The sequence below is a fragment of the Ochrobactrum sp. C6C9 genome (assembly GCF_022627935.1).
Lineage (GTDB): Bacteria > Pseudomonadota > Alphaproteobacteria > Rhizobiales > Rhizobiaceae > Brucella > Brucella teleogrylli.
Genome location: NZ_JABXGB010000024.1, coordinates 55,923 through 68,916 on the forward strand (window position 1 = coordinate 55,923; position 12,994 = coordinate 68,916).

Below are 12,994 nucleotides of genomic sequence, written 5' to 3' on the forward strand. Positions count from 1 at the left end.
TCACATAATGCATGAAGCGCATTCGGTTACTTTGTGGAGGCGGCGTCGGCATGCGATTGAGTTTTACGTAGTGGAAAACAAAAATGGCGCCGCAGCGCCATTCTCAATAAACCCGAAAGTGAGGCGAGAGTTACTCCGTCAGCGCCAGACGACGGCGAAGCCGTGCAGCCCTTCCACCAGTAACGTTGGCCGACAGCTTTTGAAAAGCGTCGAGATAATTGTCCTTGGTGCGAAGAATATGCGCAGCCAGTATCGTGGATAGTTGGTCACGCTTGTTCTCGGCAAAGAGGCTGATCATATGCGCATGATCTTTATACGAGCGGTCCGGTTCACCTTCTGCGCGAATGGCAAGATGAGTTCTCAAAGATGCCACGCGGCCTAGAATAAGATCGTAAGCATTTTTGAGATAGCGATTGCCGCAGTGATGAAAGAAGGCAAGGTGGAATGCGGTATCGGCGCGGCCATAAGCTTGCATGTTGCCACGATCAATGGCCTCGGTCATGGCTTGCAACTGCTTCTGCAATTCGCTGACCGCCAGCGGAAGCGATTGTTGGGGCGTAAGCGCTATCGCTTGCTTTTCCAATCCAACGCGATAGTCGCAAAGTTCGGCAATGTCCTCCAGCGTCGGTGTGAAGACATAGGTGCCGGATTTTGGGACGATGATTACCAGCCCTTCCATCTGCAACAGATTGAGCGCTTCACGCACAGGCGTTCGGCTGACTTCAAATGCAGAGGCCAGAGTGTCTTCGGAGAGGTTTTCCCCAAAATCGAGCTCGGCGTCGACGATAGCCGCGCGTATTTTATCAGCGATCGTCGGGACAAGACTCTTGCGCGGGGGCGTTTTCGGCTTTGTCATGCCAGTACACGGTCTCCTCAAAGAATTTCCGGCAGCGCGTTCAAGATCGCTGCCGGTAATGTGGTCTAGTCGCGTTTCGCTTTCAAGCTCATGCAGAGGAAGAAGCTGATGATCGGAAATACTGCAAGTACCAGAAGCGAGATAGAAAAACTATCGGTCGCCGTTTTGACCCAACCCACAATATAGGGACCTGTAAAGCCGCCAATCTGTGCAAAGCCGTTGATTGCAGCCAGACCGCCAGCCGCTGCTGCACCAGTGAGGAACTGCGTCGGCAAGGTCCAAAAAACACCGAGATAGGACCAGAGAAAGAACGCACAGATGCAAAGCAGCAGCAGGCCCAGATAGGGATTGGGCGCTAGCGCGCTGGCTGCGAGGAATAGGCCGCCGAACAGGCCGGCAATGGCCGTGTGAATCTTGCGCTCGCCGGTGCGGTCGGAACTGCGCGAAATGACGACCAAACCGAGTGCCGCGAAAATGAACGGTATGGCCGAGACAAAGCCGGACTGCAGGGTCGTCAGGCCAAAAGTCTTCACGATCTGCGGCAGCCACATAATCACACCATACACGGCGATACCGTTGAACATGTAGACCAACGTGAGGAGCCAAACCCGGAAATCGCTGAAGATTTCGCGCAGACTATGGCGTGTATCGGGCTGGGCGTTCTTTTCGTCAGCGGCAAGCTGTTCCAGAAGCCAGGCGCGTTCGTCCGCATCCAGCCATTTGCTGTCTTTCTGTGGTGAATCGACAAGATAGAAGAACGTGATAATGCCCAGCAGGACTGCGGGCAATCCTTCGAGGATGAACATTGCCTGCCAGCCGTGCAGGCCGAACAGGCCTTCACCAGCGTCGATCAGCCAGCCCGAAATCGGTGCGCCGATGACAATCGACAATACGGTTGCGGCCATGAAGAGGGCCGTCGCACGGCCACGTTCTTTGGCTGGGAACCAGTAAGTCAAATAGAGGAGTACGCCTGGCGCAAAACCAGCTTCGGCTACACCGAGCAGAAAGCGCAGAATATAGAAGGAGGTTGGCCCCTGCACGAAGGCCATCGCACAGGAGACAATGCCCCAGGTGACCATGATACGGGCGATCCAGATGCGCGGACCAACCTTGTGCAGGATCATGTTGCTGGGGATTTCAAAAGCCAGATACCCGATGAAGAAAATTCCCGCGCCGAGGCCGAACATATAAGGGGTCAGGCCTATATCTTCGTTCATATGCAGTGCGGCAAAGCCGATATTCACGCGATCCAGATAGTTCACGATGAAGCAAATAAAGCAGAACAGGACAATGCGCATGTTGAGCTTGCGGATCGTCCGGTCGCGTAGACTGGTATTCAATTGAGCGCCGTCAGCACGGATAGCATCCGCCATGACATTCCTCCCTAAGCTTTGATGTCGCCCTCCGCGACACCTTTCGGCGGCACCTATAGACCGGAAAAGAAGTACGCACAAGTGGCATACATAATCTAGAACCCTAGTTGACAATCACACCGATCTGGTCATTCTTGCCGCCGAATGAAACATGACGCCCTTTATGGCGGGAGGATAGAAGTGCAGCAATCACAATCGGCAAACATCGGCTCCGGTTATTTCGTGGACCGAACGGTTTTGGTCACCGGCGGCGCATCGGGGATCGGGCGCGCTGTTACCGACAAGCTGGTCGGTCTCGGCGCGAAAGTTGTCGTGTGGGATATCAATGCTGAACGGCTTGCTGAATGTCAGTCGGTTCACGGCGACCGCGTGCTGACGGCTAACGTCAATGTTGCGGACCGCACATCCGTTGAAGCTGCCATGGACGCGCTTGTAGGGTCGCTTGGTGGTGTTGATCATCTCTTGAACAATGCGGGTATCATCGGTCAGCGCATGACAGTCGAAGATATGAACGAGCCGGAACTCGACCGGGTTCTCGGGGTCAATCTGAAGAGCGCCTTCTATGTTTCCAGCGCCTTCATTCGCGCTCCTTCCAGTCGTGCGGATCGTTCCGTGGTGAATTTGTCTTCGATTGCCGCGCGCACCGGCGGTATGGTTGGCAATATCGTTTACGCAACCACCAAAGGTGCGATTGCGTCCTTTACTGTCGCACTTGCCAAAGAGCTTGCGCCGAAGGCACGTGTTAACGCATTGGCGCCCGGCGTAATCAACACGGAAATCCAACAGGACGTTTTTGCCGATCCCGCCAATATTGAAGCGATGGCCAATATGATTCCGCTCAAAAGGCTTGGCACCGCCGCTGAAGTTGCAGATGCTGCGGTTTGGCTCCTGTCTGGAGAGGCGTCCTATATCACCGGTGTTGTCGTAGACGTATCCGGCGGTCGCTAACAGGGATAGCATAATGAAGAACACAGCTGAAAAATTGAGAGCTGATATTGAATCGGGTCATCTGCTTCAAGCTCCGGGTGCCGCCGACGCATTGACTGCACGTCTGGTTGAGATGGCACAATTTCCCGCCATTTACATGACGGGTTTTGGGGCGACGGCCTCGCGGCTCGGTCTGCCGGATATCGGCCTGCTGTCGCAAACGGAAATGACAACGCATGCACGTGACATGGTCCGGGCGGTTGATATTCCTGTGATCGCCGATGCTGATACCGGTTACGGTGGCCCCGCCAATATCTGGCGAACGGTTGAAGAGTATATTCAGGCAGGCGTTGCTGCAATCCATCTTGAAGACCAGCAATTGCCAAAGCGATGCGGTCAGCGGTCGGGCGTACGAGTCATTCCCGCAGAGGAAAACATTCGTCGTTTGCGTTGCGCTGTCGAAGCGCGCGGCCAGCATCCCATGTTGTTGATAGCACGGACGGATGCAATCCAGAGCGAGGGCATCAATGAAGCCATTCGCCGCGCAAAACTCTATCAGGATGCAGGCGCCGATCTCGTTTTTGTTGATGGTATCAAGAAGATCGCTGAAGTTGAGGCGGTTTCAAAAGGCATACTAGGTCCCAAAGTTGTCAGCATTGTTGATGGCAACGAGACCACCGCACTCAAGGCAAAAGACCTGGAAGAGCTCGGTTTCAACGTTGCTTTCTATGCGCTCTCGGCCCTTTTCTCCGCGGTTAAGGCCGTTCGAGATACACTTGATGTGTTGAAGGCAGAAGGAACACCGCATAATCGTGCAAGCGCCATGGTATCATATGCAGAGTTCAGTGCTGTTACTGGACTTGCTGGCTATGATGCACTGGACGATCGTTACGGCTGGCCGGAACACAAGGAATAACCTCAAACGAAAACAGGTGGCCCGCTTTCCGGCGGGGCACCTGTTTTGTGTCATGGTCGGGTTGGGGCAGGGGCTGTCCCAAGTGAGTTGTTTGTTATGCCTTGCCGAGACGCTTACGCAATTCGGTGTTTTCGGAGCGAAGCTTTGCAGCCAGTTCCTTGCGCAGCTTGAGATTTTCAGCTTCCAGTGCAACAAGCGCCTTGAGATCGTCGCTCGACGATGCCTTGGCAGCAGCCGGTGCTGCGGTCTTTCCAGCAGCATTCTTCCAGTTGTAATAGGTCTGTTCGCTGACTTCAGCCTGCTGCAATGCAGCTTTCAACGTGACCTTGCCACCCTTGGTAGCCTTTTCAACGGAGGCAAGAATAGAAGCGCGTTCGGCTGGCGAATATTTCTTCACCTTGCGGCCAGCTGGTGCTGCAGCAGCTGCAGCGGCCTTGGGTGCGCTCTTGGCAGCTTTGGGAGCCTTGACTGCCTTCGCCGCAGGCTTTGCAGCGACCGCTTTAGGCTCGGCCTTCTTGCGCGGTGCACGGGTTTTCGGCTTGCTGCTTGCAGGCTCTGCGGCAGCGGTCTGGTTTGCTTCTACAATGGTTTCATCAGCCATGTTCAGTTTCTCCTGAATTGATACTCGGGTAAGCTTTCCGGGTGCCGAATATATGGGACAATGCTTAATGCAACCATAAGTGCCATTACTTTGACAATTTGTGAAGAGATGCCATCCAAAGACATGCGGCGAGCGATCTATTATGAAGGCGGATTGATTGTTGAAAACGGGCCCCGAAATCTATAGGTAGAGCGCAGTACCTGTCGTACACTTCCATGGAATTTGATCGAGAAAGCTATTTTCGGATGAAGAATCCAATCCGCAATGTTGTGGTTGAATATAAGAACCGGCGTGCGCGCAAGAGCGGCAACTCTCTTTGGGGCAACCTTGATCTGAAATCGATTGCCCGTGAAGTGGACGAGGATGTCAAGGCACCGCACGCAGCCGAGCCGTCAAAGCCCGCTATCCCGCAAGCTGACAGCAAGCCCGCTGAGACCATCCAAGAACCCACCCCACAGGGGAAAGCCATTGTTGAGCCGGTGATCTTGGAAGCAATCGCGTCCCCGCAAGAAGCCGAAACGCTTCCGGCTATCGCCACTCCCGTCTCGGCAACGCCTGAAAAGAAAAAGCGAAATACTCGCCGTCACTTGAAGGCAATTGCTGACAAGCCGGTAAAGGCAAAACCATCTCCGAGAGCGAAACTTGATATTCTGGATGAACTGCAAGCGCTTGAGGCCGAGAATGCTACACTAAAACGACAGCTGGCTGAAAAGCTCAACGCCGAAAACCAGAAAATGCGAAAAATGCTTCATCGTATAGAGACGCAGATCGAACTTTAGTCCTGACTGTCTGCCTGTAACGGCACAAGTTTTTCTAGATCGATGGCGACTTATCAAAGGCTGCGAAACATGCATGCCATCGCATCAACGAGCTTTGGCTTCAGGCGCTGGCGTTTCCTTCTTTATGATAAGCCCTTCCAGCAAAGTGCGAAATGTCTGCACAGCCTTTTTTGAGGTGACTTGCGGGTCTTCTGCATTGGCAATCCATTGAGCGGCGCTACTGCTGGCTGCATTAATGAGGCGCGCGGCAGCTTCCGGGTCAATGTCTACGATAATACCAGCCTTTTGGAGATCCGCGAGACTGCGGGCGACCGTTGCAATACAGCCATTGGCATTTGGCCAGCCGGACGGGTCTCCAAGCACCGCGGGACCGTCTCTGAACATGATGCGCTGAATTTCCGGCTCCAGCGCCATCTCAACATAGGCGACATTCTCATCGACAAAGCCCTGCCAGGGTGTCGCGGCGCGGGACGAAATCGCGCAAAGCCTGCCGGTCATTTCAGCATCAATCTGATTGACGACAGCTTGCAGGAGGCCTTTTTTGTCGCCGAAGTGGTGGTAAAGCGCGCCTCTGGTCAGACCGGCTGCGCCCGTAAAGTCATCCATTGAGGCATCGGCATAGCCCACTGTACCGAATGCCTTCCGTCCCGCGGCCAGCAGCTTTTCCCGGGTTTCAGCAATCATTTCGCTACGGGGTTTGCGCACAACATTCTCCAGTTTTCACATACGTGACGTATATTAGTTGACATGCGCCACGTATCAAGTAATTAATTGACATACGCCACGTATGTAAATGGCAAAATCCTTTGCACCAAGGAACAGGTCCATGTCCAACCCCTATAAAGAGATATTCAGCGCGCCCGGCGCGCTTGGCTTTTCCGCCGCTGCGGGCTTTGCGCGGCTTCCAATGGCAATGGCTCCAATCGGGATCGTCGCGATGCTGTCTCTGACGCACGGCGAATATTGGCTGGGTGGCGCAGTTTCCGCTACCTTTGCCTTGACCAACGCGTTTCTGTCGCCGCAGATATCGCGGGCTGTCGACAAATTTGGGCAACGGGCCGTCGTAGGACCGGTAACCATTGTTTCGGTGGTTGCGTTCGCGGCGCTGACTTTGGCTGCCAATCAAAAATGGCCCAACTGGACCCTATTCGTATCGGCCTTTTTGGCCGGAACAATGCCAAGCATATCCGCGATGGTACGGGCACGATGGACCGAGATCTTTCGTGACCGACCAGAGTTGAATACCGCCTTTGCATTTGAGTCGGCTGCCGATGAATTGGTCTATATCGCCGGCGCTTCGCTCTCGGTTGGCTTGACCGTAGCTCTTTTCCCAGAGGCCGGGATGTTGATCAGCACGGTCTTTCTCGCTGTTGGCACCATTGCTTTTCTCGCTCAGCGTTCAACAGAGCCCAAACTCCGTATGCCTGACCAAAATGTTTCGCAGCGTTCCGCTATCAGGCTTCGTTCGGTTCAAATTATCACCCTGGCTTTGGTATTCGTGGGATCGACTTTCGCCACAGCGGAAGTTAGTGCTGTCGCGATCACCAGGGAGCTTGGCCAGCCCAACATGGCAAGCTTGGTTATTGGTGTATACGCCATCGGATCCTTTGTGGTCGGTCTGACGCTAGGCGCGCTCAAACCCAGAATTCAATTGCCGCTACAGCTGCTCATTGCGGTTAGCGTCCTTGCAATCACCGCCCTACCGCTCTTGTTTGCAAGCTCGTCGGTCGCTCTACTGGCCGTGGCTGTCTTTATCAGCGGCATAGCCATTTCGCCGACTTTCATCACAGCTTTCGGTCTCACCGAACGCCGCGTGCCGGAAAGCATGCTGACTGAAGGTATTACCTGGGTCATGACGGGGATCGGTATCGGGATGGCGCTCGGTGCGTTCATCGCGGGCTGGGTCGTCGATAATTTTGGTGCTGCGAACGGCTTCTGGGTGTCGATTGTTGCAACTGTGACGACCGTTTTAATCGTCGGATTGGGACAGAGGGCTTTGTCTGGCGAGCGTACAACATTGGCCGTCGCCGAGCGCTGTTCGGCGCAGCCTGCTGAATAACGGCTTGTATAATCATGAGGCCCCTGACGGAAAGAACGTTGGGGGTCATTTTTTATTTGCATTACCACATAGTGGAGCAATGCTCTATTTTTGATCGCTATTTTTAGTGAGGCCTGTCCGCCTTGCCAGCTCTGCTATCGCCTTCGAATTGTTATGCTTCCTACCAATAAAAAGAAGAGAATTGGTCAACGTTAAATCCACGCAAGACAAGGGCGAGGGGCAATCCTGTTGGATGCAATCTCGCCGATGTGAATTATCGCGCGAGAAATAGGACAAACATTGTGCGGGCTGATCCCATAGACGAGCAAAAGCCCGCGCCGTGGCAAAGGGTTCTCCTGCTACAAGGACCAGTTGGGCCTGCGTTCCGCCTGCTTCGGAGATATCTGACGCAATTGCGCTATCATTGCATTCAAGTGTTGTTCAATCCGGGTGATCGGCTCTTTACGGGGCGACGGAACGGCACACTCGTTTACACGGGCGGTATAGATGGTCTCGAAGACTGGTTGCTTGTTCAGGCGAGCACCCAGAAAATCACACGCATGGTTCTCTTCGGTTCAGAACGCCCAGTTCATATCATAGCACGCCGAGTGGCCGCGCAACTGAGCATAGTCGTGATATCTCTTGAAGAAGGATATATCCGCCCCGGTGCGATCACACTGGAATTCGGAGCAAACAACGCCTTTTCTCCAATTGCCGGGCAGCTTCCGCCGCGCAGCTTCCGAATTGATCGTGAAGATACTTACCCTGACAATCGGGGTCATTTCTCCGCTATGTGTATCTATGGTGGGCTATATTACGCGTCTGTCGCGCTTTTTGCGAAACGCAGACAACGGCGGCTTATGCACCGTGATATCAGCATTCTCCGTGAGTTGCCCCACTGGTCAAAAATTTCCACCGTTGGTTTTGGGGGCAATCGAAGAATAGCGCAATCATCGAACGCCTGCTGGAGCACAGTGTCGGTCAATATTTTGTGGTGGCTTTGCAGGTTTCACAGGATACCCAGTTGAAACGCTCCGCCCGAGGGTGGGACAATGCGCGTCTGATAACTGAAGTGCTTGATAGCTTTGCAGCATCGGCTCCGCAACATCTGCGGCTGGTTTTCAAAATACATCCGTTGGAGCGGGGTGATGACAATGATCGCAAGCTGATAGACGAACTGTCGGTTAATCTCAGCATCATTGTGATTGCGGAATTATCATCCGCGACGGCCATATCGTCTATTATGATGATATCGCGACGCTGCGGATCAGCTTTGCAGAGGCTTGATCTTGAAAGCCGGCCCTTCCGGCCCGACTTTTGCTTCCGATGGCAAGTTGTTAGCTTGCCTTTTTTGTAATCAGCGTCAAAGCGCCATTTTCCGAAAGACTGGCTGCAATGACATCTTGTTCGTTCATGCCCTTCTTTTGCAGGGCGTCGCGCGCCTCGGGGAACGTCTTCACCGATGTGCGCAGTTTGGTGAGGTCATCGGCGCTGCGTTTTTCGACTACGGCTTGAACCTCTTTCTGGCTTTCAGCCGGCAGTTCCTTGATATCTACCACAGATACAGTCTGTATGGTTGGGGCTGTTGAAGGTTGCTGAGCCGCTGGCGCAGAATTGGCCGGGGGCTGTGGTGCCTGTTGCTGAGCCATTGCGGCAGGGGTCAGGGCGACGAGAGTTACGAATGCAAGCGATGCAATTCTTGGCATCATCATTCCTTTCCAGAAATTCTGCTAGAGGCGATTTGGGTGACGGAGCCAGTGCACAGGTCGAATGTGACCGTAAAGAGTTTCTTTCGGGGCTATTCCAAGGTTAAACCATGTTTCGGTCAAGGCGCCCGCATCTTAACAAATTGTGTGGGCGACATTCATTGCGTCGTATTTGACCTGTATGTCATGACAAAAATTGCTATAACAGTTCAATCGACACTTTGTCATGATGGAGCCGGTAAGCCTATGTGGAAACCCGTATTGGAGCTGCGCAAAGGCGCAACCAAACACCGACTTCTGACAGAAAAAATTGTCGATGATATCGAGGGCGGTATTCTGCAACCGGCAGCCCGGATGCCTACGCATCGCGAGCTTGCGCATCAACTCGGACTTTCTGTGCAGACTGTCAGTATCAGCTATAAGGAAGCAGAACGACGCGGTTATTTGCGTGGTGAAGTTGGACGCGGAACTTACGTTTGCAATCGCGTCACCGAACTTGCGGACCGTTTCATGCTGGATCGAGATCCGAGCGGCACCGCTGATATGTCGATCATACGAGCTGTCTATACGGAGGCGCATGAGCGGGCCTCCAAGCATCTGTTTGAACAATTGAGCCAAACGGAAAACGCCAGTTTCATGCGTCCATGTCGGCCAATCGCCGGGCTGGATCACCATCGCGCCGTTGCTCAGGAATGGCTGCGTAGCTTATCTGTTGATGTTGATCCGGGCCGTATCGTCATTACCAATGGAGCGGCACATGGCCTGTTTCTTGCGGTCGCGACAATTGTTCAGCCGGGCGAGGTGGTGCTGACGGAACGCTTGACCGACCATGGCATTATCGGGCTCGCAAATGTGCTGGGTTTTACGCTGCGCGGCCTGCCAATCGACGAACAAGGTGTCATGCCGGATGCTTTTGAGATGGCGTGCAAAGCTGGTGATGTCCGCGCGCTCGTGCTGATACCGACACTGGGCAATCCCACAAGTCATCTCATGTCTGCGCAACGTCGTATGGCGATCGCGGAAATCGCCGCCAGATACGATGTTTGCGTTATCGAAGACGAAGTTTACAAACCGATCCTAGAAGAACGGCTGCCTTCTATGCCGGAATTACTACCGGACTTGGGCTTCTTCGTAACAAGCTTCACGAAGACTGTCATGACGGGGCTTCGCACCGGTTATCTCGTTGTTCCATCGCAATATTCCATTCGTGTTGCATCGATTTTGCGCGTCACAAGTTGGAGCGGGGTCAATCTTCTGGGCGAGATGGCAAGCCGCTGGATTGAGGATGGCACCGTCAAGGAACTCATCGAAATCCAACGGGGCGAATTGCGTACAAGACAGGCGCAGGTGAGTGACGTCTTGGGGCCTCTGATCGCTGGGAGCAACCCGTTGTCCCTGTGCGCCTGGCTCAAAATCCCACGCCACTGGTCCGAAGACGGGTTGGTAAGAGCGCTGGCCAATAAGGGGGTCGCAGTGACGCCATCCGATCCGTTTGTAGCCGGGGCCGACCGCGGCGAAGGGGGCATTCGAATTTGCCTTGGCGGACGGCTGTCACGCACAACCTTGCACAAAGCACTTGAAACCATCCGTGAAACCGCCGCACAACTTCCACCAGTTTATGATGTTGGCGCTATAGCCTGACCCTAAAGGACAGACTGGAGAAACTCCTTGGTGCGCGCTTCTTTCGGTGCTTGAAATATCTGTTCGGGCGTGCCCTGCTCGCAGATGCGCCCTTTGTCGAAAAAGCAAACACGATCAGAGACTTCGCGCGCAAAGCGCATTTCGTGGGTTACCAGCAGCATGGTGAGATCATGCTCCTGCGCAAGACTGCGGATGACTGACAACACCTCGCCAACAAGCTGCGGATCAAGCGCCGATGTCGGTTCATCAAACAGCAGGACACGCGGACGCATTGCCAGTGATCGTGCTATGGCAACACGCTGTTGCTGACCGCCCGATAATTGGGTTGGATAGTGATCCTTCTTGTCCGAGAGGCCGACAAGAGAAAGCAGGTCCAGCGCGCGTGCTTCGGCTTCCGCACGTTTAAGACCAAGGACATGGACGGGCGCTTCGATGACATTGCGCAATACGGACATGTGGGGGAAGAGATTGAAGCTTTGAAACACCATCCCGACATGCGATCTGATCTTCCGTAAATGTGCTTCGCTGGCATAGAACGGTTCTTTACCGCCGGTCTCATGATAGGGCATTCCACCCAATTCCAGTGTGCCTTCCTGAAAGGGTTCAAGTGTCATGAGAATACGCAATACAGTAGATTTTCCGGAGCCGGATGGGCCAATGAGCGTAACTTTTTCGCCTGTTGTGACCGAGAAATTAAACTGATCCAATACGGTCAGTGCCCCAAAGCGTTTGATGACGTTCTGAAAACGTATGATTTCCTGCGTCATTTGAGAGCGATCCCGTTCTTTGGAAGTGTTCGTTCAAGCAGACGGATGGCTGCTGAACAGATGAGTGTTAAAATGAGGAAAATCAGGCCGACCATCGATAAAGGTACGAGATATTCAAAGGTACGGTCGCCGATAAGGTTGGCAAGATTGAGCATGTCGACGATGCTGACGACCGAGAGAACCGGCGTTTCCTTTAGCATCGAGACCAGATAGTTGCCCATGGCCGGAATGATCCGGGGAACCGCTTGCGGTATGACGATATCGCGATATGTCCTCCACGGCGTCAGATTGAGCGCGCGGGCCGCTTCCCATTGTCCGCGAGGAATGGCCTCAATGCCGCCGCGATAGACTTCGGATGTATAGGCCGAATATTGCAGGCCGAGCGCCAGAGCGCCGGTTAAAAATGCTGGCAAGACAATGCCATAGACTGGCAGTACGTAATAAAGAAAGAAGAGCTGCACCAAGAGCGGCGTATCCCTCAAGAACTCCACCACAACAGCCGTGGGCCAGGAAACGATTTTGTAACGGCTGCGCCGCAAAAGCGCAAAGACCAATCCAAGCGCCAAGGCGATGGCAAAACCGGTTGCTGCAGCTTTCAGCGTTACGGTCAGACCGATAGCCAGGATCGGCAAGATCGATATGGCGAAGGACAGTGTGGACGTGGTGTCCCAGGCATAACCATAGATCATGCGAAACCTCCAGCCATGGTCTGGCGGCGAAGGCGTCGTTCCAGCCATCTTATTGCAGTCGCAAGCAAAAGAGCCATCGCGAAATAGCCAAGCAGTGTTAGGGAATAAATGGTCACGCTATCCAATGTCAGGTTGCGCAATCTTTGGGCCTGAAATGTCAGGTCGCTGATAGCGATCAGGGACGCAAGAGCGGTATCCTTGAGATTATGGATGGCGAGATTGCCAAATGCAGGCATCATCTCGACAATAGCCTGCGGCAAGACAATGTGGAACAGCGTGTGTCTTTTGCCAAAATTGAGCGCGCGTGCAGCTTCATGTTGGGCTTCTGGTACAGCCTGCAGCGCACCGCGCACGACCTCGGCACCATAAGCACCGATATTCAGGCCAAGACCCATGATGCCCGTGGTGATTGGGTCAAAGGAAATGCCGATCAGCGGCAAGGCATAGTAGAGCCAGAACAGCTGTACCAGAAGCGACGTGCCCCGGAAGACTTCGATATAGACCACGGCGATCGCCGACAGGATTCTCCCGCCTGCAAAGCGCGCTATTCCCGCCGCAAACGCGAATATGGTGCCTATCACCATCGAGCTCAAAGCAAGTACGATGGTGACTTGCGCACCTTTGAAAAGGGCGGGTAAATATTCCGTCCAATGCATAGGGTCGTCTCCCGGGCAGAGAGACCCGCCGATATTATTGAGATC

Annotated in this window: 15 protein-coding genes; 7 read left to right on the plus strand and 8 right to left on the minus strand. The window is 53.8% G+C overall.

The window, feature by feature from the left end:
* Window positions 1-130: 130 nt before the first annotated feature.
* Window positions 131-856, minus strand: a complete 726-nt coding sequence (locus HWD97_RS18160) for a GntR family transcriptional regulator (RefSeq protein ID WP_371835378.1) — start codon at window positions 854-856, stop codon at window positions 131-133.
* A gap of 65 nt (window positions 857-921) precedes the next feature.
* Window positions 922-2,229, minus strand: a complete 1,308-nt coding sequence (locus HWD97_RS18165; protein ID WP_124915482.1) for an MFS transporter — start codon at window positions 2,227-2,229, stop codon at window positions 922-924.
* Window positions 2,230-2,409: 180 nt separating this feature from the next.
* On the opposite strand from HWD97_RS18165, the gene HWD97_RS18170 reads away from it, so the two are divergent.
* On the plus strand, window positions 2,410-3,177 hold the full coding sequence (locus HWD97_RS18170) for an SDR family NAD(P)-dependent oxidoreductase (RefSeq protein WP_371835379.1): 768 nt from the start codon (window positions 2,410-2,412) through the stop codon (window positions 3,175-3,177).
* A gap of 13 nt (window positions 3,178-3,190) precedes the next feature.
* Window positions 3,191-4,072, plus strand: coding sequence for an oxaloacetate decarboxylase (locus HWD97_RS18175; protein ID WP_371835380.1), 882 nt, complete (start codon window positions 3,191-3,193; stop codon window positions 4,070-4,072).
* A gap of 94 nt (window positions 4,073-4,166) precedes the next feature.
* Here HWD97_RS18175 and HWD97_RS18180 read toward each other — a convergent pair whose 3' ends face one another.
* Window positions 4,167-4,673, minus strand: coding sequence for a transposase (locus HWD97_RS18180; protein WP_109365968.1), 507 nt, complete (start codon window positions 4,671-4,673; stop codon window positions 4,167-4,169).
* Between the two features lie 215 nt (window positions 4,674-4,888).
* Between HWD97_RS18180 and HWD97_RS18185 the strand changes: the two genes are divergently transcribed.
* Window positions 4,889-5,452, plus strand: coding sequence for a hypothetical protein (locus HWD97_RS18185; RefSeq protein ID WP_353410346.1), 564 nt, complete (start codon window positions 4,889-4,891; stop codon window positions 5,450-5,452).
* An 84-nt stretch (window positions 5,453-5,536) separates the two neighbouring features.
* Here HWD97_RS18185 and HWD97_RS18190 read toward each other — a convergent pair whose 3' ends face one another.
* Complete coding sequence (locus tag HWD97_RS18190) at window positions 5,537-6,157, minus strand: TetR/AcrR family transcriptional regulator (RefSeq protein ID WP_319081072.1); 621 nt, start codon at window positions 6,155-6,157, stop codon at window positions 5,537-5,539.
* Between the two features lie 121 nt (window positions 6,158-6,278).
* On the opposite strand from HWD97_RS18190, the gene HWD97_RS18195 reads away from it, so the two are divergent.
* The 3 genes from HWD97_RS18195 to HWD97_RS18205 all read left to right on the plus strand — a co-directional run bounded on the left by HWD97_RS18195 (window position 6,279) and on the right by HWD97_RS18205 (window position 8,847).
* The gene (locus tag HWD97_RS18195; protein ID WP_319081076.1) at window positions 6,279-7,511 is read left to right on the plus strand and encodes an MFS transporter; all 1,233 of its coding nucleotides are present in this window, start codon (window positions 6,279-6,281) and stop codon (window positions 7,509-7,511) included.
* 281 nt (window positions 7,512-7,792) lie between these two features.
* Window positions 7,793-8,518 carry a hypothetical protein gene (locus HWD97_RS18200; protein WP_371835381.1) on the plus strand — a complete coding sequence of 242 codons (726 nt, stop codon included), beginning with the start codon at window positions 7,793-7,795 and terminating at the stop codon, window positions 8,516-8,518.
* On the plus strand, window positions 8,485-8,847 hold the full coding sequence (locus tag HWD97_RS18205; protein WP_371835382.1) for a hypothetical protein: 363 nt from the start codon (window positions 8,485-8,487) through the stop codon (window positions 8,845-8,847). Before HWD97_RS18200 ends, HWD97_RS18205 begins: the two co-directional genes overlap by 34 nt.
* Here the strand turns inward: HWD97_RS18205 and HWD97_RS18210 are convergent.
* Window positions 8,828-9,202: a hypothetical protein gene (locus HWD97_RS18210; RefSeq protein WP_371835383.1), complete on the minus strand. Its 375-nt coding sequence runs from the start codon at window positions 9,200-9,202 to the stop codon at window positions 8,828-8,830. The genes HWD97_RS18205 and HWD97_RS18210 overlap by 20 nt on opposite strands.
* Window positions 9,203-9,442: 240 nt before the next feature.
* Between HWD97_RS18210 and HWD97_RS18215 the strand changes: the two genes are divergently transcribed.
* Window positions 9,443-10,837, plus strand: a complete 1,395-nt coding sequence (locus HWD97_RS18215; RefSeq protein WP_319081075.1) for a PLP-dependent aminotransferase family protein — start codon at window positions 9,443-9,445, stop codon at window positions 10,835-10,837.
* Between the two features lie 2 nt (window positions 10,838-10,839).
* On the opposite strand, the gene ehuA is transcribed toward HWD97_RS18215, so the two are convergent.
* Genes ehuA through ehuC form a run of 3 tightly spaced genes read right to left on the minus strand, consistent with a single transcriptional unit; the run spans window position 10,840 to window position 12,949 of the window.
* Window positions 10,840-11,604 carry an ectoine/hydroxyectoine ABC transporter ATP-binding protein EhuA gene (gene ehuA, locus HWD97_RS18220; protein WP_319081069.1) on the minus strand — a complete coding sequence of 255 codons (765 nt, stop codon included), beginning with the start codon at window positions 11,602-11,604 and terminating at the stop codon, window positions 10,840-10,842.
* Entirely contained in the window at window positions 11,601-12,293 is a 693-nt protein-coding gene (gene ehuD / locus HWD97_RS18225; protein WP_140025311.1) for an ectoine/hydroxyectoine ABC transporter permease subunit EhuD, read from the minus strand. Before ehuD ends, ehuA begins: the two co-directional genes overlap by 4 nt.
* Window positions 12,290-12,949 carry an ectoine/hydroxyectoine ABC transporter permease subunit EhuC gene (ehuC, locus tag HWD97_RS18230; protein ID WP_319081068.1) on the minus strand — a complete coding sequence of 220 codons (660 nt, stop codon included), beginning with the start codon at window positions 12,947-12,949 and terminating at the stop codon, window positions 12,290-12,292. Before ehuC ends, ehuD begins: the two co-directional genes overlap by 4 nt.
* Window positions 12,950-12,994: the final 45 nt, after the last annotated feature.

What these genes read in the sequence shown, in the direction of transcription:
- HWD97_RS18160 (WP_371835378.1), bottom strand. Translation starts at nt 856, where the DNA reads ATGACAAAGCCGAAAACGCCCCCGCGCAAGAGTCTTGTCCCGACGATC.
- HWD97_RS18165 (WP_124915482.1), bottom strand. Translation starts at nt 2,229, where the DNA reads ATGGCGGATGCTATCCGTGCTGACGGCGCTCAATTGAATACCAGTCTA.
- HWD97_RS18175 (WP_371835380.1), top strand. Translation starts at nt 3,191, where the DNA reads ATGAAGAACACAGCTGAAAAATTGAGAGCTGATATTGAATCGGGTCAT.
- HWD97_RS18180 (WP_109365968.1), bottom strand. Translation starts at nt 4,673, where the DNA reads ATGGCTGATGAAACCATTGTAGAAGCAAACCAGACCGCTGCCGCAGAG.
- HWD97_RS18185 (WP_353410346.1), top strand. Translation starts at nt 4,889, where the DNA reads ATGGAATTTGATCGAGAAAGCTATTTTCGGATGAAGAATCCAATCCGC.
- HWD97_RS18195 (WP_319081076.1), top strand. Translation starts at nt 6,279, where the DNA reads ATGTCCAACCCCTATAAAGAGATATTCAGCGCGCCCGGCGCGCTTGGC.
- HWD97_RS18210 (WP_371835383.1), bottom strand. Translation starts at nt 9,202, where the DNA reads ATGATGATGCCAAGAATTGCATCGCTTGCATTCGTAACTCTCGTCGCC.
- HWD97_RS18215 (WP_319081075.1), top strand. Translation starts at nt 9,443, where the DNA reads ATGTGGAAACCCGTATTGGAGCTGCGCAAAGGCGCAACCAAACACCGA.
- ehuA (WP_319081069.1), bottom strand. Translation starts at nt 11,604, where the DNA reads ATGACGCAGGAAATCATACGTTTTCAGAACGTCATCAAACGCTTTGGG.
- ehuD (WP_140025311.1), bottom strand. Translation starts at nt 12,293, where the DNA reads ATGATCTATGGTTATGCCTGGGACACCACGTCCACACTGTCCTTCGCC.
- ehuC (WP_319081068.1), bottom strand. Translation starts at nt 12,949, where the DNA reads ATGCATTGGACGGAATATTTACCCGCCCTTTTCAAAGGTGCGCAAGTC.